General features: G+C 65.6%; 20 protein-coding genes and 1 other RNA gene. 13 read left to right on the top strand and 8 right to left on the bottom strand.

Annotated features, from left to right (window positions below; translation table 11 throughout):
• Positions 1-47: 47 nt before the first annotated feature.
• Positions 48-1,352 (top strand): APC family permease, encoded by a 1,305-nt coding sequence (locus tag A9995_RS03500; protein WP_067609179.1) that lies wholly within the window; start codon positions 48-50, stop codon positions 1,350-1,352.
• Between the two features lie 31 nt (positions 1,353-1,383).
• Here the strand turns inward: A9995_RS03500 and A9995_RS03505 are convergent, their stop codons facing one another.
• Positions 1,384-3,486 carry a malate synthase G gene (locus tag A9995_RS03505; protein WP_067609184.1) on the bottom strand — a complete coding sequence of 701 codons (2,103 nt, stop codon included), beginning with the start codon at positions 3,484-3,486 and terminating at the stop codon, positions 1,384-1,386.
• A 170-nt stretch (positions 3,487-3,656) separates the two neighbouring features.
• Here A9995_RS03505 and A9995_RS03510 point away from each other — a divergent pair, with 170 nt between their 5' ends.
• The 4 genes from A9995_RS03510 (at position 3,657) to A9995_RS03525 (ending at position 7,623) form a co-directional block, all read left to right on the top strand.
• Positions 3,657-4,889, top strand: coding sequence for a hydrolase (locus A9995_RS03510; protein WP_067609187.1), 1,233 nt, complete (start codon positions 3,657-3,659; stop codon positions 4,887-4,889).
• Entirely contained in the window at positions 4,886-5,902 is a 1,017-nt protein-coding gene (locus A9995_RS03515; protein ID WP_067609190.1) for an arginine N-succinyltransferase, read from the top strand. The genes A9995_RS03510 and A9995_RS03515 overlap by 4 nt, the downstream gene beginning before the upstream one ends.
• 23 nt (positions 5,903-5,925) lie before the next feature.
• Positions 5,926-7,176: an N-succinylarginine dihydrolase gene (locus A9995_RS03520; protein WP_067609193.1), complete on the top strand. Its 1,251-nt coding sequence runs from the start codon at positions 5,926-5,928 to the stop codon at positions 7,174-7,176.
• A 198-nt stretch (positions 7,177-7,374) separates the two neighbouring features.
• The gene (locus A9995_RS03525; RefSeq protein WP_067609197.1) at positions 7,375-7,623 is read left to right on the top strand and encodes a hypothetical protein; all 249 of its coding nucleotides are present in this window, start codon (positions 7,375-7,377) and stop codon (positions 7,621-7,623) included.
• Positions 7,624-7,698: 75 nt separating this feature from the next.
• Here A9995_RS03525 and ssrA read toward each other — a convergent pair.
• Together ssrA and mscL are read right to left on the bottom strand one after the other, a co-directional pair.
• Positions 7,699-8,041: a transfer-messenger RNA gene (gene ssrA / locus A9995_RS03530) on the bottom strand.
• Entirely contained in the window at positions 8,028-8,528 is a 501-nt protein-coding gene (gene mscL / locus A9995_RS03535; RefSeq protein ID WP_067609202.1) for a large conductance mechanosensitive channel protein MscL, read from the bottom strand. The genes ssrA and mscL overlap by 14 nt, the downstream gene beginning before the upstream one ends.
• Before the next feature lie 152 nt (positions 8,529-8,680).
• Between mscL and A9995_RS03540 the strand changes: the two genes are divergently transcribed.
• The 5 genes from A9995_RS03540 to A9995_RS03560 all read left to right on the top strand — a co-directional run bounded on the left by A9995_RS03540 (position 8,681) and on the right by A9995_RS03560 (position 12,333).
• The gene (locus A9995_RS03540; protein WP_082992433.1) at positions 8,681-9,322 is read left to right on the top strand and encodes a LemA family protein; all 642 of its coding nucleotides are present in this window, start codon (positions 8,681-8,683) and stop codon (positions 9,320-9,322) included.
• A 20-nt stretch (positions 9,323-9,342) separates the two neighbouring features.
• A complete protein-coding gene (locus A9995_RS03545; protein WP_082992434.1) occupies positions 9,343-10,182 on the top strand; it encodes a YgcG family protein in 840 nt (279 codons plus the stop codon).
• Positions 10,183-10,857 (top strand): TPM domain-containing protein, encoded by a 675-nt coding sequence (locus A9995_RS03550; protein ID WP_067609206.1) that lies wholly within the window; start codon positions 10,183-10,185, stop codon positions 10,855-10,857. It abuts the gene before it with no gap.
• Positions 10,858-10,996: 139 nt separating this feature from the next.
• Positions 10,997-11,542 carry an NUDIX hydrolase gene (locus tag A9995_RS03555; RefSeq protein WP_067609209.1) on the top strand — a complete coding sequence of 182 codons (546 nt, stop codon included), beginning with the start codon at positions 10,997-10,999 and terminating at the stop codon, positions 11,540-11,542.
• Entirely contained in the window at positions 11,539-12,333 is a 795-nt protein-coding gene (locus A9995_RS03560; RefSeq protein WP_067609213.1) for an SDR family oxidoreductase, read from the top strand. Before A9995_RS03555 ends, A9995_RS03560 begins: the two co-directional genes overlap by 4 nt.
• 58 nt (positions 12,334-12,391) lie before the next feature.
• Here the strand turns inward: A9995_RS03560 and A9995_RS03565 are convergent, their stop codons facing one another.
• The 3 genes from A9995_RS03565 to A9995_RS17190 are packed head-to-tail and all read right to left on the bottom strand — an operon-like array spanning position 12,392 to position 12,874.
• Positions 12,392-12,607, bottom strand: coding sequence for a PspC domain-containing protein (locus tag A9995_RS03565; protein ID WP_067609216.1), 216 nt, complete (start codon positions 12,605-12,607; stop codon positions 12,392-12,394).
• On the bottom strand, positions 12,604-12,717 hold the full coding sequence (locus tag A9995_RS17185) for a recombination protein F (protein WP_199797201.1): 114 nt from the start codon (positions 12,715-12,717) through the stop codon (positions 12,604-12,606). Before A9995_RS17185 ends, A9995_RS03565 begins: the two co-directional genes overlap by 4 nt.
• A 43-nt stretch (positions 12,718-12,760) precedes the next feature.
• Entirely contained in the window at positions 12,761-12,874 is a 114-nt protein-coding gene (locus A9995_RS17190) for an enoyl-CoA hydratase (protein WP_199797202.1), read from the bottom strand.
• Between the two features lie 226 nt (positions 12,875-13,100).
• Between A9995_RS17190 and recF the strand changes: the two genes are divergently transcribed.
• Positions 13,101-14,180: a DNA replication/repair protein RecF gene (recF, locus tag A9995_RS03570; RefSeq protein ID WP_067609220.1), complete on the top strand. Its 1,080-nt coding sequence runs from the start codon at positions 13,101-13,103 to the stop codon at positions 14,178-14,180.
• Positions 14,181-14,192: 12 nt separating this feature from the next.
• On the opposite strand, the gene A9995_RS03575 is transcribed toward recF, so the two are convergent.
• A complete protein-coding gene (locus A9995_RS03575) occupies positions 14,193-14,894 on the bottom strand; it encodes an arylesterase (protein WP_067609223.1) in 702 nt (233 codons plus the stop codon).
• A gap of 47 nt (positions 14,895-14,941) precedes the next feature.
• Between A9995_RS03575 and A9995_RS03580 the strand changes: the two genes are divergently transcribed.
• On the top strand, positions 14,942-15,646 hold the full coding sequence (locus A9995_RS03580) for an ABC transporter ATP-binding protein (RefSeq protein WP_199797203.1): 705 nt from the start codon (positions 14,942-14,944) through the stop codon (positions 15,644-15,646).
• Positions 15,643-18,150 (top strand): ABC transporter permease, encoded by a 2,508-nt coding sequence (locus A9995_RS03585; protein ID WP_067609231.1) that lies wholly within the window; start codon positions 15,643-15,645, stop codon positions 18,148-18,150. The genes A9995_RS03580 and A9995_RS03585 overlap by 4 nt, the downstream gene beginning before the upstream one ends.
• Before the next feature lie 134 nt (positions 18,151-18,284).
• Here the strand turns inward: A9995_RS03585 and A9995_RS03590 are convergent, their stop codons facing one another.
• On the bottom strand, positions 18,285-20,927 hold the full coding sequence (locus tag A9995_RS03590; protein WP_067609236.1) for a TonB-dependent receptor: 2,643 nt from the start codon (positions 20,925-20,927) through the stop codon (positions 18,285-18,287).
• Between the last annotated feature and the right edge of the window lie 49 nt (positions 20,928-20,976).

Genomic DNA, 20,976 nt, shown 5'->3' on the forward strand with positions numbered 1-20,976 from the left:
CGGGCCGGCATTGCGGCGAGCGAGAGTCTCAGCCACAGCGATACCGTATGAGCGGAGTACACCACCGACTGTCGCGCGATCTCGGGCTCGGCGGGGCAATCATGATGGGCCTGGGCTCGATGATCGGCACGGGCGTGTTCGTCGGTATCGGTATCGCCGCGGGTGTGACCGGCCCGGCGGTGGTTCTGGCGATCGCGCTGGCTGCGCTGGTCGCGACCTGCAACGCGCTGTCCAGCGCGCAACTCGCCGCCAGCCACCCCGTCAGCGGCGGCACCTATGAATATGGCTACCGCTATCTCGACCCCCGGCTCGGCTTCACCGCGGGCTGGATGTTCCTGTGCGCCAAATCGGCCTCGGCCGCGACCGCCGCGCTGGGTTTCGCTGGCTACGCCCTGCCGCTGGTCGGCGGTCGGCCCGAGGCGATGCCCTATGTCGCGGTCGGGGCTGCCACGCTGTTCACGCTGCTCGTTCTGGGCGGGATCAGGCGCTCGAGCTGGATCAACATCGCAATCGTCTCGGTCACGCTGGTGGCGCTGGGCGGGTTCATCCTGTTCGGAACGCCGCCCGCGCTTGCGACCGGAGGGGCCAACTGGACGCCCTTCTTCGAACCGCGTGGCGAGTCGGCGGCTTCGGTCTTCCTCTATGCGACGGCGCTGATGTTCGTCGCATTCACCGGCTATGGCCGCATCGCCACGCTCGGCGAAGAGGTTCGCGAGCCGCAACGCACTATCCCGCGCGCGATTATCGTCACGCTGGTTGTCACGGCCGCGCTCTACATCGGCGTGGCCGCAGTGGTGGTGGGCAGTGTCGGGAGCGCCGGTTTCGCCGATGCGCCTGTGCGACAGGCGACGACCTTGCAAATCGCCGCGACGGCAATGGGATCACCGACGCTCGCTCTGCTCGTCGCCATCGGCGCGATCACGGCCATGCTCGGCGTGCTGCTCAACCTGATCCTTGGCCTGTCGCGGGTAGTGCTCGCAATGGGGCGGCGCGGCGATATTCCGCCGCTGTTCGGGCGCGTGGCGAGGGACGGCGCGGAGCCAGCGCCAGCCGTTATACTCGTCGGAGTGCTCGTGGCGGGCTTGGCATCGATCGGCAGCGTGGAGACGGTCTGGGCCTTCAGTGCTTTCACCGTTCTGATCTACTATGCGATCACCAATCTGGCGGCGCTACGCCTGCCCGCCGAGCGGCGGCTCTACCCGCGATGGATTCCGCTGGTGGGGCTCGCCGCCTGCCTGTTCCTCGCCTTCTGGGTGTCGGTCGAAATCTGGGCGCTGGGCCTCGGGTTGATCGGCGCGGGATTGCTATTCAAGGCGCTTGCACCGTACCTCTGGAAGCGAGCCGCGGGATGATCGCAAGGGCAGCACCGGCGACTGCCCTGCTTTACCCCGCCTTCTTGCGTACCCGCCACGCATGCAGCAGCGGTTCCGTGTAACCGCTGGGCTGCTCCGCGCCTGCGAAGATCAGCGCCTTCGCCGCGCTGAAGGCGGCGCCGTCCTCATTGGCCAGCAGCGGTTCGTAGATCGGATCGCCGGCGTTCTGCTCGTCCACCTTGGCGGCCATGCGGCGCAGCGAATCCATCACCTGCTCCTCGCTGACCACGCCGTGGAGCAGCCAGTTGGCGATGTGCTGCGAGGAAATCCGCAGCGTGGCGCGATCTTCCATCAGACCGACGTCGTTGATGTCCGGCACCTTGGAACAGCCGACTCCGTGATCGATCCAGCGGACCACATAGCCGAGCAGCCCCTGGCAATTGTTGTCGAGTTCTTCGCCTATCTCGTCCTCCGACCAGTTGACCCCCTCGGCGAGCGGGATGGTCAGCAGATCGTCGAGCCCGGGCATTTCGCCCAGCCCCTGCTGCAGCTCGAACACGTCCTCGCGGTGATAGTGGATCGCGTGGAGCGTGGCTGCGGTCGGGCTCGGCACCCACGCGGTGTTGGCCCCGGCGCGCAGATGGCCGATCTTCTCGACCATCATCTTGCCCATCAGATCGGGCGCCGCCCACATCCCCTTGCCGATCTGCGCGCGTCCCGAAAGCCCGTGGCGCAGGCCGATCCCGACGTTGCGCGCCTCGTAGGCCTTGAGCCAGGGGCTGTCCTTCATCGCCCCTTTGCGCAGCATGGCGCCCGCCTGCATCGAGGTGTGGATTTCGTCGCCGGTGCGGTCGAGGAAGCCGGTATTGATGAAGACGATGCGGTCCCGCACCGCATGGATGCAGGCCGCCAGATTGGCGCTGGTGCGGCGCTCCTCATCCATCACCCCGACCTTCATCGCGTGGCGCGGCAGGCCGAGCAGGTCTTCGACCGCATCGAACAAATCATCGGTGAAAGCGCATTCCTCAGGCCCGTGCATCTTGGGTTTGACGATATAGATCGAGCCCGTGCGGCTGTTGCCGAAACGCGTCTTGCCCGCGACGTCCAGCGCACCGATCGCCCCGGTGACGATCGCATCCATCAGCCCCTCGGGGATGTTGTCGCCCCCGACACGCATCGCCGGATTGCTCATCAGATGGCCGACGTTGCGCACGAACATCAGGCTGCGTCCCGGCAGGGCGAAGGCCTGCCCTTGCGGATCGGTGTAGCGGCGATCCCCGGCGAGCTGGCGCGTCACCGTCTTGCCACCCTTGGCGAAACTTTCCTCCAGATCGCCGCGGATCACGCCGAGCCAGTTGCGGTAGCCCAGCAGCTTGTCCTCGGCATCCACCGCAGCGACCGAATCTTCCAGATCGGCAATGGTGGTGAGCGCAGCCTCGAGCAACACGTCGCTGATTCCAGCCCTGTCCTGCGCCCCCACCGGGCTGTCGGGATCGAATTGGACCTCGATGTGGAGGCCGTTGTTGCGGAACAGGAGCGCATTCTCGCGCTTGCCGACGAACTGGCCCCGATCGGCCAGCGGAATGCCACCGTCCAGCGGCGATACCAGTTGCGTCCAGCTCTTCCCCTCGGCGAGCGGCAGCGCTTGATCCAGGAAGCGTCGCGCCTCGGCGATCACCGCCTGGCCGCGCAATTCGTCGTAGCCGCCGCGCAACGCCGGCGGCGCATCGAGCGTGTCGGTGCCGTAAAAGGCGTCGTAGAGGCTGCCCCAGCGCGCATTGGCGGCGTTGAGCAGGAAGCGCGCGTTGAGGATCGGCACCACCAATTGCGGGCCGGCCATGGTGGCGATCTCGGGATCGACGTTTTGCGTCCCGATGGTGAACTCGCCCGGTTCGGGAACCAGATAGCCGATCTGCGTCAGAAACGCGCGATAGGCCGCCGCATCATGCGGCTGTCCCGCCCGCTCGCGATGCCAGCCATCGATACTGGCCTGCAATTGCTCGCGCTTCGCCAGCAGCTCGCGGTTGCGCGGTATGAACGCACCCAGCAGGTCTGCACAACCAGACCAGAAGGCATCGGCATCGCGTCCGAGGGGAGCCAGCACCTCGGCTTCGAGAAATTCGGCCAGCGCAGAATCGACCTCGATACCGGCGCGCGTGGTGTAATAATTCATGGAATCTGCTCACCCGAATTGGCGACCGCGCGAGAGGACGGCCTGACTGTAGTGCGAATCCGGGGAGGAGATGAGCGGGGATATGACGGGCCGCGCCACGCTTGGCAAGCCGAGGGGCGGCGAGTGGCCGGGGTTGGACATGGCGCGCCCGCGGTCTAAGGGCTTGGCCGATGACAATGGATGCTCCCACCAAGGAAATTCTCGCCCGTATCGATGGCGAGGCAATGCTCGAACAGGTGCTCGACTGGGCCGCGGTCAACAGCGGAACCGCCAATCTCGCGGGTCTGGCGACGATGGCCGAAAAGCTGGGCGCGGCGTTTGCGCGCCTCCCCGGCGAAATCGAGCTGGTCGAACCCACCGAGGTCACCGCGATCGCCGCAGATGGCAGCGAATTTGCCAAGCCGCACGGGCGCCACATGGTGCTGCGCGTCCGGCCCGGGGCGGCGCGGCGCGTCGTGCTGACCGGACATATGGATACCGTTTTCCCGGCCGATCACGCGTTTCAGTCGGTCGAATGGCTCGACGACGAGACGCTCAACGGGCCCGGCACCGCCGACATGAAGGGCGGGCTTTGCGTGCTGCTCCACGCGCTGCTGGCCTTCGAGCAAAGCGCGCACGCCGAAAGCCTCGGCTACGATGTGATGATCAATTCGGACGAGGAAACCGGCAGCCTTGCCAGCCGCAGGCTGATCGAAAAGCTGGCGCAAGGCAAATACGCCGCGCTGACCTACGAGCCCTCGGCGCTCCCCGATGGCACGCTCGCCCATGCGCGCGGCGGAACGGGCAATTATTCCATTACCGTGCGTGGCCGCTCGGCGCATGCGGGGCGCAACCCGCAGGACGGGCGCAACGCCATCGTCGCGGTTTCCGATCTCGTGCTGCGGGTCGCCGCGCTCGCGGGCGAGGACATCACCGTCAATCCCGCCAAGATCGAGGGCGGCGCCGCCAACAATGTGGTCCCCGATCTGGCGATCCTGCGTTTCAATATCCGGCCCAAAAGCACCGAGGCTATGAAACGCTTCGATGGCGAACTCGACGCGCTGCTGCGCGCGGTAGCGGCTGAGCACGAAGTCTCCGCCACGCGCCATGGCGGCGTCACCCGCCCGCCCAAGCCGGTCGATGCCCGCGCGCAGAAACTGTTCGATCTGGTCCGCTCCTGCGGCGCACAACTAGGCCGCGAGATTGGATGGCAGCCCACCGGCGGGGTCTGCGACGGCAACAATATCGCCGCCTGCGGCGTGCCGGTGGTCGACACCATGGGTGTCCGCGGCGGCAAGATCCATTCGCCCGACGAGTTCATGATCGTGCCATCGCTGGTCGAACGCGCCGCACTGTCGGCGATGGTGCTCGAGCGACTGGCCGCTGGCGATCCGCTCGCAGCCGCCGCCGGAGACCGCGCATGAGCTTCCGCCTGCGCGCCGCACGGCTCGAGGATATCGAACCGCTCTATGAGATGGCCAAGCTGACCGGGGGCGGGTTCACCAACCTGCCCGCCGATCGCAAATCTCTCAATGGCAAGCTGGAACGCGCCGCCGCTGCCTTCGCCCGCGACGACGACCAGTTAGGCGACGACCAGTTCGTGCTGGTGCTCGAAAACACCGAGACGGGCCAGGTGCGCGGGACCTGCCAGCTGTTCACGAAGGTCGGACAGCAATGGCCGTTCTACTCCTACCGCCTCACCACGCTGACCCAGCATTCGCAGGAGCTCGATCGCACGGTCCGCGCCGAGCTGCTCAGCCTGACCACCGATCTCGAAGGCTCGAGCGAGGTCGGCGGGTTGTTCCTCCACCCCAACGAGCGCGCGGGCGGGCTCGGGCTGCTGCTGGCGCGCAGTCGCTATCTGTTCATCGCCATGCACCGGCTGCGCTTTGCCGACCGGATCATCGCCGAATTGCGCGGCATCATCGACGATGCCGGTGGTTCGCCCTTCTGGGACGGGGTCGCGGGGCGTTTCTTCGGGATGAGCTTCCAGGAAGCCGATTATTTCAACGCCATCAACGGCAACCAGTTCATCGCCGACCTCATGCCCAAGCACCCGGTCTATGTGGCCATGCTCGACGACGAGGCGCGCAAGGTTATCGGCCTGCCGCACCCCACCGGTCGGGCGGCCATGCGGATGCTCGAACAGGAGGGCTTCGCCTATGAAGGCTATGTCGACATCTTCGATGGTGGCCCGACCATGTCGACCCGTACCGACCGGGTGAACAGCGTTCGCGATTCGCGCCCCGGCAGGGTGAGTGCGACCGATCTCGACATCGGCAAGCGCGCGCTGATCGCCACCGGAACGCTCGAAACCTTCCGCTGCGCCTATGGCCAGTGCGACGTCGCCGAAGACGGTACTATGGCGATCGACGAAACCTGCGCAAGGACGCTCGATGTCGTCGCGGGCGACGAGGTGTGGAGCGTGCCACGCTGACGGCTGCAGACACGAGGAAACGTATGGCGCTTGCAGAAATCAATTTCGACGGCATCGTCGGGCCGAGCCACAATTACGCCGGGCTCAGCCTGGGCAATATCGCCAGCGCCAGCCACAAGGGCGAGCCCTCCTATCCGCGCGCTGCCGCGTTGCAGGGTATCGCCAAGATGCGCGCCAACATGGAACTGGGGCTGACGCAGGGCTTCCTGCTGCCGCTCCCGCGCCCCAATTTCGGCCTGATGCGTGAACTCGCGCTCGATACCTCGAGCGAGCCTGCGCTGATTGCCGCAGCGTGGTCGGCGAGCTCGATGTGGACCGCCAACGCCGCCACCGTCAGCCCCGCGCCCGATACCGCCGATGGCCGCTGCCATCTGACCCCGGCCAATCTGGTGACCATGCTCCACCGCGGGCAGGAATGGCGCGACACCAAACGCCAGCTGGCGCTGGCCTTTGCCGACACCCGCCATTTCGCAGTCCATGACGCGGTCCCCGCCAGCTTCGGCGACGAGGGCGCGGCGAACCATATGCGGTTGTGCGAGAGCCATTCCGCTGCGGGCGTCGAGGTCTTCGTCTATGGCCAGCAGGGCAGCCGCTTCCCCGCGCGCCAGCACGAACAGGCCAGCCGCGCGGTGGCGCGCATGCACGGGCTCGACCCTGCGGCTTGCGTGTTCATCGAACAGAACCCCGCAGCGATCGCTGCGGGCGCCTTCCACAATGATGTCGTCGCGGTGGCGAACCAGCGGGTGCTGTTTACCCATGCGCGCGCCTTCGCCGACCAGCAGGGTGCCTACGAGGCCATTCGCGCCGCTTTCCCGACGCTGGAGGTGGTCGAAGTGCCCGAGGAGGCGGTCAGCCTGGAAGAGGCGATCCGCACCTATCTGTTCAACGCGCAATTGCTCACACTGCCGGATGGCACGATGGCGCTGGTGGTACCCGGCGAATGCCAGGAAAGCCCCGCGGTCTGGGCGTGGTGCGAACGCATGCTTGCGGGCAATGGTCCGATCCGCAAGGTCATCCCGGTCGATGTCCGCCAGTCGATGGCCAATGGTGGCGGCCCCGCCTGCCTGCGGCTGCGCGTGGTTGCCGATCCCGCGACGGTCGATCCGCGCTTCCTGTTCGACGAACCGCGCCTCCAGCGGGCGGAATCGGTCATCGCCGAGATGTGGCCCGAGCAGATCGACCCTGCCGATATCGGCAGCGAAACGCTGGCCAAGACCGTGATCGAGGCCCGCGAGGCGCTGCTGGGCGTGCTGGCGCTCGACGAACTGGCCTGACCCGCTTCTGGCCTGACTAGCTTCTGGCCTGACCCGATTCGAGACAGCGTCCGAGCTTTGCGGGATAGCGGGCCCGGCGCGCTGGACTTGTCGTGTCGGCGCGCCTTACACCCCCTCCATCGATTAACTATCGGGACCGGCTGGCCAGCGACGCTGGCATGGTGTTTGCTTTCCCATGGTTAAACCAAAGGAGTTCGCGTGCTGCGCCGGATCGGAAGACTGTTTGTGATCAAGACGCGCTTCGAGGCGTATCTGATCATCTTCGCGCTCGCGCTGGGCGCGATGACGCGCGGCGTCCGATACACGCTCGAGTATCCTGGCCTAGGGGGCTATCTTTTGTGGGCGGCGACCGCAGGCGCAGTGTTTCTGGGCGGCGCCAAGATTCTCGACGCGATCCGCTACGAGCAGGCCGCAAAGGCAGCCCTACAGGGTGAGAACGCTGGCTAGCCAGCGCCCGGCATCTCGATTTCGATTTCAATTGGAGGAAGGTGGGGGTTTCTGTTGCTAGCTACCCCCGGAGCCCCGGAATCCGTTCTGTTGCCCGGTCGGTCCAACCGCGCTTTGGCTTTGTAAAGTCAGGCCGTTAGGCCATCAAATTACGCAGCAAGAGCGAGTGCTTCATTGTCATTGGCACTTATGGTTTTGAGCCTTGAACGGGTTACTCAGCCCGAGCAAAAACTGCGCTTTTCAACACACGTCGATCCTAGTTCGGCCCCAGCATCAATGGCGGTTTCTCGCCGCTGGTGGTGGAGCCGCCGGGTACTGCCCCCGGGTCCGTTGTGCCTATTGTACGCAACACTTTATCGCCATAGTCGGCCGAAACCGACCCGCCCTATATAGCGATGCGAAGCTTAATGTGAAGTGGATGAAGGATCGGTGGGCGTCACGGGCTCACGCTTCAGTTCGACGAGGATTTTCTTGAGCACATCGAGCTGCGGATCGGTGGGCACTTCGGGGTTCTTGGAGCTGTCCTCGGTTTCCGCCTGCTTGCGCTGCATTTCCTCGGTCACGCGGTTGACGCTGCGGACCAGCAGGAACAGCGCCATGGCCACGATCAGGAAATTGATCATCGCGGTTATCAGCGCGCCGTATCCGATCATCGCGACGCCCGCTTCCTTGAGCTGCTCGTAATTGTCGAGCGCGCCTTCGTACCCCTCGGGCACCTCGCCCAGCAGCAGGAACCAGTTGGAAAAGTCGATATCGCCGAAGATCCAGCCGATCAGGGGCATCAGCACCCCTTGGGTCAATTGAGTGATGATCCCACTGAAGGCTGCCCCAATGACCACGCCGACCGCAAGATCGATCACATTGCCACGCGCGATGAATTTCTTGAACTCGGTTCCCAGTTTCATGGCGTCTCTTCCCGCAGTTGGCATATCGTTCCGCAGTCGCCCTGCCACGGACCAGAATCGGCCTCAAGCCCTGCCTATTCATGACGGCTTGGCTTGAAAGAAATCGGGACCGTGCTATCTAGCTAAGACAGTTTTACACCGAGGGGTACGTCATGAATCGCATCGCAGCCATTCGCACCGCAACCAAGGCCATCGGCATCGCCGCAATGGCGCTGACGCTGTCCGCATGCGGGATCAATTCGGTGCCCGCCGCCGAAGAGAACGCCAAGGCCAAATGGGCCGATGTCGAAGCGCAGTTCCAGCGCCGCGCAAATCTCATCCCCAATCTCCAGCAGGTCGTGCTGTCCTCCGCCGAGGAGGAGCGCGAGACGTTGCAGGGCGTAATCGAGGCGCGCGCTTCGGCGACCCGCCCAGAGATCCAGATCGATGGCGACGATCTCAGCAATCCGGAAGCGATGCAGCAATACCAGCAGGCCCAGAGCCAGCTCGGCGGCGCGCTGTCGCGGCTGCTGGTATCGGTCGAGCGCTATCCCGAACTGCGCAGCCAGGAGAATTTCGGCCGGCTGATGGTCCAGCTCGAGGGCGCGGAAAACCGCATCTCGACCTCGATCCGCGACTACAACGAGGCGGTTCGCCAGTACAACACCACCATCCGCACCTTCCCCGACACGATCGGTGCCAACATCATCCACGGTGCCGAGCCGATGGTGCCCTATGAGGCCGCGACCGAAGGCGCCGAGGTAGCGCCCGAACTCGACATGGGTCGCAGCGACTCTGCACCCGCTGCCAATTGAGCGGGGCTGACATCGCCCGAATGACCCATCCGATCGGATTGCTCCGCCAGCTGTTCATGCTGGTGGCCGGGCTCGTGTTGATAGCCGTGCTCGCGCCTGTCGCCCATGCACAGGATTTCCCCGAGCGCGGGACCGCGCCCGTCGTCGATGCCGCGAACATCATCGACGACGCCACCGAAGCGCAGCTCACCCAGCAATTGAGCGAATTCGAGCAGCGCAACCAGCGCCAGTTCGTCATCGTCACGCTCCCCGATCTGCAGGGCTACGACATCGCCGATTACGGCTATCGCCTCGGGCGTGAATGGGGGATCGGCGATGCCGAACGCGACGACGGGGTGCTGCTGATCGTCGCACCCAACGAGCGGCTGATGCGGATCGAGGTCGGCTACGGCCTCGAAGGCACCCTGCCCGACGGGCTGGCGTTCGAATATGTCGAGGAAATGAAGGACTATTTCCGCGATGGCCAGTTCTCCGCCGGGATTGCGCAGGGCGCGCAGCGGATCATCACCCAGCTCGAACTGCCGCCCGAAGAGGCAGCGGCGATCGCCCAGCAGGCGACTCAGGAGCGCGCCGGCGACGGCGGATTCCCGGTCGGGGCGCTGATCTGGCTGGCAGTCATTTTCTTCTTTTTCGTTGTGCCGATGCTGGGTGGCGGCGGCAAGCGGCGCTATCGCCGCGGTGGTGCCGGGGGCGACATCGCGCGCAACATCATCCTGTGGGAAGTCGGCAAGGCGGTCGCCAGCGGCCTGGCCAACAGCGGCGGCAGTGGAGGCGGCTTCGGCGGAGGCGGCGGCGGGTTCGGCGGCTTCTCCGGCGGCGGCGGCAGTTTCGGGGGCGGTGGCGCCTCGGGGGGGTGGTAGATGGCCTATCTGACCGACGACCAGCACGCCATCGTGAGCGATGCGGTTGCCAAAGCCGAAGCCACCACCAGCGGCGAAATCGTGACCGTGCTCGCCGATCGCTCGGACGGCTATGACGACATCGTGTTGATGTGGGCCGCAGGCATCGCCTTTTCGGCGATGAGCCTGTTCGCTTTCCTGCCGCAGCCCTTCCTCGATCTGTGGGATTCGCTGATCGGCGGCTGGACGCATGAATGGACCACCGGCGAACTCGCCACCATGACGATCATGCTCGGGCTGATCGCCCTCCTCCTTTCCTGGTTCCTGCTTTCGCTGGAGGCGATCAAGTTCCGGATCGTACCCGGTCCGGTCAAGACCGCGCGCGTTCATGCGCGGGCAATCGCCTATTTCAAGGTCGGTGCCGAGCGCCGTACCCACGGGCGTACCGGGGTGCTGATCTTCCTGTCGATGCAGGAGCACCGCGCCGAGATCGTCGCCGACCGGCCGATAGCCGAGCAGGTTTCCGCCGATGTCTGGGGCGAGGCGATGGCCGACATGCTCGCCGACATCGGGCGCGGCTGCGTGGCCGAGGGGATGGCAGCCGGGGTCCGCGATGTCGGGCAGGTGCTCGCCGAGCATTTCCCCCGCACCGGCGAGCCGGTCAACGAACTGCCCGACCGCCTGATCGAGGTTTGATACCCTCGGATATTTTCCAGCGCTTCGTCATTGCGAGCGGCGAAGCCGCGCGGCAATCCAGAGCGGCAATGCAGAGACGGCCAGAAGTGGCCTCTGGATTGCTTCGCTACACTCGCAATGACGAATTGAGATCGGACACATGACCGCAGATCGCGACGCTCCCGAAGAGATCGTCTGGCAGGGCAAATATGTCGTCGCCAAGACCCGGGGGCGCTGGGAATACGTTGGCCGTGCGCGCAATATCCGCGCCGCGGTGATCCTCGCAACGATCGGCGATGACGTGATCCTAATCGAGCAGTATCGCGTGCCGCTGGGACGCAATTGCATCGAACTGCCCGCCGGGCTGATCGGCGACGAGGATGGCGCGGAAGACGAGGACGATCTCGTCGCCGCGGGCCGCGAACTCGAGGAGGAGACCGGCTATCGAGCCGGGAGGCTCGAGGATTGCGGAACCTATTATTCCTCGCCGGGAATGGTCAGCGAAAGCTTTACCCTCGTCCGCGCGACACAGCTCGAGCGGGTCGGCGAAGGCGGCGGGACCGAGAGCGAGGACATCACTGTCCACCGGATTCCCCGCACAGAGCTCAAGCGATTTCTCGATGGCAAACGCGGCGAAGGTTGCGGCATCGACGTCCGACTGCTCATGCTGCTGGGACAGGACATCATTTCGGGAGAGAGACAATGACCACGACCAGGGGCAATCGCTGCGCGGGCAAGCTCGCGCTGGTGACCGGTGCGGCGCAGGGCCTCGGCCGCGCGCATGCGATGCGGCTGGCCGAAGAAGGCGCGCGGGTGCTGTGCACCGATGTCAACGGCGAGGGAGCGCTGGAAACCGCCACGTTGATCGACGCGCAACTGGGCGCAGGTACGGCTTTTGCCATCGCCCATGACGTTACCGACCCGCTGGCATGGGAAGCCGCGGTTCAATCGGCGCGCGACAATCTGGGTGGGCTCAATGTGCTGGTCAACAACGCCGGGATCGGTGTGGGCGGCAATATCGAGGCTTGCGATTTCGACGACTGGAAGCGTTGCTTCTCGGTCAATGTCGATTCGATCTTCCATGGCTGCCAGAAGGCCCTGCCGCTGATGCGCGACCATGCGCCGGGATCGATCGTCAATATTTCCAGCATCGCCGGGCTCATCGCCAGCGACACGATGCCGGCCTACAATGCGTCCAAGGCGGCGGTGTGGATGCTGTCCAAATCGATCGCGCTGCATTGCGCCAAGAACCGGATGAACATCCGCTGCAATTCGGTCCATCCGACCTTCGTCGACACCCCGATCCTCGATGGGACCGCGCGCCAGCACAATCTCGAGAAAGGCGTGCTGCTTGAAAAGCTGGCCCGCCAAATCCCGCTCAAGGTCGTCGGCGAACCCAATGATATCGCGAATGCGGTGGTCTATCTCGCCAGCGACGAGAGCAAGTTCATGACCGGCGCGGAGATCAAGCTCGACGGCGGCATCTCGGCCATGTGAACTGGTGAGGGTGAATTGGTTGCGTGACATGCGAGAGGCGCGGATCGCTCCGCGCCTCTCAATCCGCGATCAGCCCGATCGCGAGGTAGATCAGGAGCGGGCTGCCGAAGCCGACCAGCGTGGCGATCACGAAGCCTGCCCGCACCAGCGTGGCGTCGATCCCGAAGTAATTGGCAATCCCGGCGCAGACCCCCATCAGCTTGCCGCGCTCGCGATCGAGACGGAAGCTCTTGGACGGTGGGCCGCCCGGGTCGGAGTGGCGCAGATCGCTCATGCGATCAGACCACCGGGCGATGCGGGGACGATGGCCATGGCCAGGAATATCCCCGAGAGTGCGAGCGAGAAGCCGGCGGCGAAGAGCTTGTTGCTATCGAAATTTAACATGATGTCCTTCCAGTTTGGATGAGAGTTGAGCGCCAAGCGCAGATCAGACGATGAAGCCGGTCGGGCTGGCGGGGACGATCGCGGCGGCCATGACGATGGCCGAGATGGCGAGAGCGGCGACGGCGGCGAAGGCGTTGTTGATGGTGCTGAAAGACATGGTGTTGATCCTTTTATTTCCCTGAACCCCGGCCCTTCCGGGGACACCAGGTAGTTTGCAACCCCCGTGCCAAACTGAAGGAATGGCCGAATTCAGCCATTGTGAAGCCGCCCACACCTGAACCGACCGTTCATCGATCCGAAAGGTTGGCGTATTTTCCCAACTGTTCGATTTGACGTTTCGCGCTGGCCTCGCTCCGAGGGCACGGCTAACGCTCGACACGCTCATGGCGCTCGACCGCATCTCGCTTTCCGACTTCCGCAATCATGCCCAAACCACGCTCGAAGGCACCGCGCGGATGAACCTGCTCGTCGGCGCCAATGGCGCGGGCAAGACCAATGTGCTCGAAGCGCTGTCGCTGCTTTCGCCCGGTCGCGGGATGCGCCGCGCCGCGCTGGTCGACATGGTCCGCGGCGGGGCTACGGATGGCTTCGCGGTCGGGGCGAGCCTGGTCGGAGCCGATGAGCCGGTGCGGTTGGGCACCTACACTCAGGGCGCGCACCCCGGGCGGCGCAAAGTCAGGGTCAACAGCGCCGAAAGCTCTGCAGTCGCGCTGGGCGAATGGCTTGCGATCGGCTGGCTGACCCCGGCGATGGACGGGCTGTTCACCGGCGCCGCGCAGGATCGGCGGCGCTATCTCGACCGGCTGGCGCTGGCGATCGACCCCATCCACGCGCGCCACGCCGGACGCTACGAAGCCGCCCTGCGCGAGCGCAACCGCCTGCTCTCCGACGACCGCGAGCCTGACCCAAGCTGGCTCGACGCGATCGAAGCGCAACTCGCAGAGCACGGCACCGCGCTGGGCGAAGGGCGCGCAGCGCTGATCGACGCGCTGATGGCGGAGATCGTGGCGCAGCCCGAAGCTCCCTTCCCGCGCCCCGCGTTGAGCTATGCTCCGGGTGGACCGCTCGGCTACGAAGGCCTGTCGCAGGCGCTCCACGACAACCGCCGCCGCGACCGCGCCGCGCAGCGCACGCTCGACGGGCCGCATCGCGACGATCTCGACGTGCTCTATGCCGCGCGGCGGATGCCCGCGGCGCAATGCTCGACCGGCGAGCAGAAGGCGTTGCTGCTGGCGATAACTATAGCGCACGCCGCGCTTTCGGCGAAGGGGCGCGCCTCGCTGCTGCTGCTCGACGAGGTCGCCGCGCATCTCGATCCCGACCGGCGAGCGGCGCTGTTCGAGCGGCTGCGCGCGGGCGGCGCGCAGGTTTGGATCACCGGGACCGAACTCGCCCCATTCGAAACGATCGCCAGTGAGGCTGCGGTCTGGAATGTCGCCGATGGGGCTGTGCAGCGCCGCTAGGCTGGCACACGCTTACTCCGCCTGGGGAAGCGCTCCCCGCACATCGTCCAGCGTGTCGGCAACCAGCGCCTCGATCCCCGGCGCGGTCGGGTGGATCCGGTCGGACTGGAACAGCGAGGGATCCTGATAGATGCTCTCGAGCCAGAACGGCACCAGCTGCGCTTCGTATTCCTGTGCGAGCTCGCCATAAAGCGAATCGAAACTCTGCTGGAATTCGGGCCCGTAATTGGGCGGCGCGCGCATCCCCATGATCACCACCGGGATATCGCGGGTGCGCAATTCGCCGAGCATCGCCTCGAAATTGGCGCGGGTCTCTTCTGGTGAAAGCCCGCGGATGAGATCATTGCCGCCCAGTTCGAGCAGAACCAGATCGGGCGGGGTCTCCAGACCATCGAGCGTGAACGCCAGCCGCTGGCGCCCGGCGGCGCTGGTGTCACCCGAGACCCCGGCATCTATGACCCGGGCGTTCACGCCCTCGCCACGCAGCGCGGCCTCGAGCCGCTCCGGATAACCTTCCGCTTCCGCCAGCCCGTAGCCCGCGAACAGGCTGTTGCCGAAAGCGAGGATACGTCTCTCCTCGCCGCTCACGGCTACTTCTGGCGCAGGTGCTTCGACGCTCGTTTCTTCGGCGGCAGCGGGCACCTCTCCCGCTTCGCCAGAGCAGGCAGCAAGCGCCAGCGCGGCGCAGCCGATAGACCAGTTACCTATATGCATCGTCGAGCTTCCTTGTGTGCCCCCCTTCCCTATGCCATCCCAGCATCGTGACAAACCCTTCTCCGACGATCCTCGCCCAGAACCTCACCCTGACGCTCGGCACCGAACAGGCGCCGGTCGAAATCCTGCGCGGGATCGACCTGCGGATCGAGACTGGCGAAACTGTCGCGCTGCTCGGCCCCTCGGGCTCGGGCAAAAGCTCGCTGATGGCGGTGCTGTCGGGCCTCGAACGCGCCAGCGGCGGCACGCTCAGCGTCGCGGGCGAGAATTTCGCCGCGCTGAGCGAGGATGGCCTTGCCCACGCCCGCCGCGGGCGGATCGGGATCGTGCTCCAGGCCTTCCACCTGCTGCCGACGATGACCGCGCTCGAGAACGTCGCGACCCCGATGGAACTGGCCGGCGAGAGCGATGCCCAACTCCGCGCTCGCGCCGAGCTCGAAGCGGTCGGTCTCGGTCACCGGATCGACCATTACCCGCAGCAATTGTCCGGCGGCGAACAGCAGCGCGTCGCTATCGCGCGCGCCACCGCAGCGCGCCCCGCGCTGATCTTCGCCGACGAACCAACTGGCAATCTGGACGCCGCGACCGGTCACGAGATCGTCGACCTGCTGTTCGCGCGCCGCGCCGAGACCGGCGCAACGCTGCTCGTGATCACCCACGATCCCGAACTGGCCGAGAAATGCGCGCGGGTGATCACCCTCGCCGATGGGCTCATCGCCACCGATACCCGCGGATCGACGACGCCCGCATGAGTTGGGCGACCGCATGGCGGATTGCGCGGCGCGATCTCAACGCGCGCTTTCGCGGCTTGCGGCTGCTGTTGGTGTGCCTGTTCCTTGGCACCGGTGCGCTCACCGCGATCGGCTCGCTGACCGCCGCGATCGAGCAGGAGATATCCTCGAGCGGGCAGGAATTGCTCGGCGGCGATCTCGAGATCGAATTGTGGCAGCGCGGGCTGGAGGACGAGGAAAGCGCGGCGCTGGCCGAATATGGCGAGCTGTCGCGCGGCTTCCGCATGCAGGCGATGGCGCGCGCCGGCGAACAGGCGGTTCCGATCGGCTTGAAGGCTATTGATGAGGCCTATCCGCTATACGGCGAACTGACGCTGCAGGACGGGCGCTCAGTGGGTGCGCCCGAAGCCGATGAAGTCTGGCTCGGCCAGGGCGCGGCCGACCGGCTCGGCATCGCGACGGGCGACGCGGTCGCCATCGGGACGCAGACGCTCACGGTCGGCGGCATCATCGCCAACGAACCCGACAAGCTCAGCGAGGGCTTCCAGCTCGGCCCCACCGTGATCGCGGCCGAGGATCTGCCGGTCCGCGCCGGTCTGATCGCACCGGGCTCGATGTATCAGACCAAGACCCGCGTCGCCTTTGCCGGAGCGCAGGACGCCGAGGAAGTCCGCGACACGCTGGAGGACCGCTTCCCCGAAGCAGGGTTCGATTTCCGCACCGCCGACCGCGCCTCTCCGGGCGCCGACCGCTTCGTCAACCGCATGAGCGAATTCCTCACTCTCGTCGGCCTCGCAGCGCTGGTGATTGCCGGGATCGGGATCGGCGGCGGCGTGACCTCGTATCTCGATGCCCGGCGTCAGGGCATCGCGACGCTGAAGATCCTCGGCGCGAGCAGTGGCGATATCGCGCGCATCTATGCGCTGCAGATCTTTGCTGCGGCGGTGGTCGGCAGCCTCGCCGGCATTCTGGTTGGGATTGCGGTCACTCCAGTGCTGGCGCTGGCGCTGCAGGGCCTGCTCCCGGTCGACAGCGGGCTGGTGATCGACCCCGGCGCCATCCTGCTGGCGCTGGCCTATGGCCTTCTGGTCGCGCTGATCTTCGCGGCCCCGCCGCTGATGCGCGCGCGGCGCTTCCCCGCGATGGCACTGATGCGCGCGCGTGTCTCGCCGCTCGGCGGCGACCGCAAGGCGCTGGGCATCGTCGCGGCGGGCCTCGTCGCAATCGTCGCGCTGGCGCTGCTGACCGCCAGCCGCCCCGAACTCTCGGCGATGTTCCTCGCCGGTGCTGCGGTGGCGCTCGGGCTGCTGGCGCTGCTGGCGATGGGGATCCGCCGCCTCGCCGCCGCGCTGCCGCGTCCCTCCGGCCCGATCGCGCGCAACGCGCTTGCCAATCTTCATCGCCCGGGATCGAGCACCACCGCGCTGGTGACCGCGCTTGGCTTCGGTCTCGGCGCTTTCGTGCTGCTCGCCGCCGTGCAATCGGCGATTGACGGCAATATTGAGCGGCGCGTGCCCGAGCAGGCGCCCGACTACTTCGTGCTCGATATCCCGCGCGACCGGGTGAGCGATTTCGAGCAACTGGTTTGGGCCGAGGACGAGCAGGCCGTGATCCGCGCCGTTCCCGCGCTACGCGGAGCGGTGCTGGCCTTCGGGCCCGAGGGCAAGATGACCCGTACCGCTGAGCTCGAGGACGTCCCCGACGGCGCCTGGGCGCTACGCGGCGAGCGTGGGCTGACCTATGCGGACGAGATTCCCGACAGCAACACCATCGTCGCGGGCCAATGGTGGGGCCCGTCCTATAACGGCGAGCCGCTGGTCTCGGTGGACGAGGAACTCGCCGAAGCGGCCGGACTCCAGATCGGCGACATGATCACGTTCGGTGTTCTTGGCGTGGAACGAACTGCACGGATCGCCAATCTTCGCCAGATCGAGTGGGAGAGCCTTGGCTTCAACTATGTCTTCGTGCTCAGCCCCAACGCTATTCAGGATGCGCCGCACAATCTCGCCGCCACCATCGAGCTGACCGCGGGGACCCCGACCGGACCGCTGCTGCAGGCGCTGGTGCGCGAATTTCCATCGAGCTCGGTGATCGAGGTCGGTAACGTGCTGCAACAGGCGCGCACGCTACTCGAACAGGTCGGGCTGGCGACTCTCGCCGCAGCAGGCGTGGCAGTGCTGGCCGGGCTGGCCGTGCTTCTGGGCGCAATTGCCGCCGCGCGCGCCCAGCGCACCTACGACACCGTGATCCTGCGCGTGCTGGGTGCCGATCGTCGTCAGATCCTGACGATGCAACTGGTCGAATACCTCCTGTTGGCGGGCGCGCTGGCGCTGGTGGCGCTGGGGCTCGGAAGTCTCACCGCCTGGCTGGTGGTCACCCAGCTGTTCGAATTCGACTGGCTGCCCGACTGGGGCACGGTGCTTGCGGTGCTGGGGCTTGGGATCGCGGTGGTGCTGTTGTTCGCGGTCCTTGGGTCGCTGCCGTTGCTGCGTGCCAAGCCCGCGCAGGCGCTGCGCACCTTGTAACAGGCATCGAGCCAGGGCGCGGGATACCACCTCCCGTCGGGACGCTCCGCTCTACCTGCCCCCCTCTACCCGTACTGCAGACAAGAAAAAGGGGGCCGCGAAGCCCCCTTTCCCTTTTGTCGATAGCTTGTCGCTTAGAAGCGGAAGCGGCCGGTCACACCGTAGGTGCGCGGTGCATTGGGGTAGCCCGAAACCGTACCGGCCTGCGCCACGCCATCGAACACTGCGGTGAGGTAGCGTTCGTTGGTAAGGTTGCGGACATAGCCCGACAGCTCGAAACCATTGTCCATCACGAAGGCCAGCGATGCGTTGACCTGATTGACCTCGCGGCGGAACTGACGCGCCACCGCAATGCCGGCCGCGGTCGAACCGAAACCGGTGAGCCCATTGACGATCTGCGTGTTGCTCTCGTGGTAGAAATCCACGCGACCGATCAGCAGATTGCCGCTGGCGCCGAACTCATGCGTATAAGTGCCCGAGGTGGCGATCGTGAATTCCGGGATATCGGCCGGGCGCTGGCCCGTAAGATCACCCAGCGTGGAATTCGTGAAGCTGTCGTAAGTCGGGTCGAGGTAGGTCAATGCGAACGTAAACACGAGCGGATCGGTCGGTGACACGGTCGCATCGAATTCGAAGCCCTTGGTCGACTGCTCTTCCGCATTGGCCAGCGCGAAGCCGGTGCCGGTGAAGACGTTCGACTGGAAGTTCTCCAGCGTCTGGTCGAACAGAGCGAGGTTGAACCCGACCCGGTCGAACTGAGCCTTCAAGCCGATCTCATAGACCTTGGCCTTCTCCGGCAGAGCGAAGCGCGTGCCGGTACCGAGGTTGGGCACCGCCAGCCCGGCATCGCGGATCGGCGAGGACGGAGCCAGGATCGTGCTGCCGAACGGGCCAGGCGTGAAATCGCTCGGGAACGGACGGCTGTCGCGCGACAGATTGACCGAGCTCGCCTTGAAGCCCGTGGCATAGGTGAAATAGGCGTTGATGTTGTCGCTCACGTCATAGGCGGCACGAAGCGTGTAGCTCCAGTCGTCGTCGCGGGTCTGGCCCGGTTCCACCGAATTGGGCACGTTTAGGAACGGCGGCAGGAACTGCAGGGGACGCAGCGCCAGCAACGGGTTCGTTGCCGGATTGATTGCGGCGGCCGAGATGGCCCCGAACGCGCCCGGCTGGGCGGCGGCGAATTGACCGATGACCGTCGGGGTTACCTGGCTCGGAGCAATCCCCAGAGCACCGGCAATCTGGCCGACGATCAGGGCATCCACGAGGTTGGTGTTGGCCAGCGGATCGAGCGATTCCTGCTGAAGCGCGAAGTCCTTCTTGTCGTCGGTGTAGTTGAAGCCGCCGGTCAGCGTCAGGCGATCGGTGACTTCGAGATCGACGGTGCCGAAGATCGAGTAGCTCTCGTTCTCGAGCGTGAAGAACTCACGCGTGCTGGGGCCCTCGGCAAAGATCGAGCCGCTCGCGAAGCCCAGACCCGCTTCGACACCGGCCAGCGTCCCGGGACGACCGCGACCGGCCAGCAGGTCGAAGAACGGGCGCGCGTCCGGCCCATTGGTCAGACCGCTGTTCTGGGTGACGTCTTCCTTGAAGTAGAAGCCACCGAGCAGGAAGTTGAGCGGGCCGTCGAAATCCGAGGTGACCCGAAATTCCTGCGTAAAGGTGTCGATCGCCTGGTCGCGGAATTCGGCGACTACGTCGGCGCTGGAGAAATCGACGTCCTGCTGGCTGAAGCTGCGCAGTTCGCGATAGGCGGTGATCGAGGTCAGCGAGATCGCGCCGATTTCGTAATCCGCCTGCAGAGAACCGCCGTAGCTCTCGATCTCGTTGACCGGCAACTGGTTGAGATAGGTGCGGTCGGAGAACACGTCCTCGCGCTCGATCTGACCGCCGACGGCGAAGATCAGCGGAACGGTCGGGCCGGCGATGAGATTGCCGGCGAAGCAGCACAGCTCGTCGATCTTGGAGTAATCGCCGATGGCGCGGATGCGCAGCGGGCCGCTGTTGTCGAACAGCAACTGACCGCGCACCGAGTAACGGTCGCGCTCGTTGATCTTCTCATCGAGATTGACGACATCGACATAGCCGTCGCGCTTGTTGAGGTTGGCGTCGAGCGAGAAGGCGACGCTGTCGGTCAGCGGACCGGTGATGTCGCCCTTGAGCACGATGTTGTCGTAATTGCCGTAGGTCGCCGAAACCGAGCCACCGAAGTTGAACTGCGGCTCGCGGGTGATGACCGAGATCACGCCGGCGCTGGCGTTCTTGCCGAACAGCGTCGACTGCGGCCCGCGCAGGACTTCGATGCGCTGGACGTTGGCGATATCGTTGATCTGTGCCGCCGAGCGCGAACGGAAGACGTTGTCGATGAACACGCCGACCGAGGGTTCGACACCGGCGTTGTTGGCGCCATTGCCGAAGCCGCGGATGATGAAGGTGGTGTTGGCCGAGCTCTGCAGCTGGCTCACACGCAGCGAGGGCGAAACGGTCTGCAGGTCCTGCAGATCGCGGATTTCGGCGCGCTCGAGCGTTTCGCCGGTGGTCACGCTGACCGAAACGGGAACTTCCTGCAGCGTCTGTTCGCGCTTGGTTGCGGTAACGACGATGACATTGGGATTCGTCGTCGGGGCGACCTCGGCAGTGCCGTCGGTCATCTCGGCGTCGTTGTCCTGCGTGCGGACCGGATCGTTCTCGATCACGTCCTGAGCGAACACGCTGGCTGGGGTCAAGGCAAAGGCAGCGGCGCCTACAAGCAGGCGCGCGGAAACGGAAATGTGCATGAAAGGTCCTCTTTGTGCGGGTTCGTCTCTGGGCGAACCCCAACGTTGT

It is taken from the genome of Erythrobacter sp. QSSC1-22B, from assembly GCF_001678665.1.
Taxonomy (GTDB): Bacteria; Pseudomonadota; Alphaproteobacteria; order Sphingomonadales; family Sphingomonadaceae; genus Qipengyuania.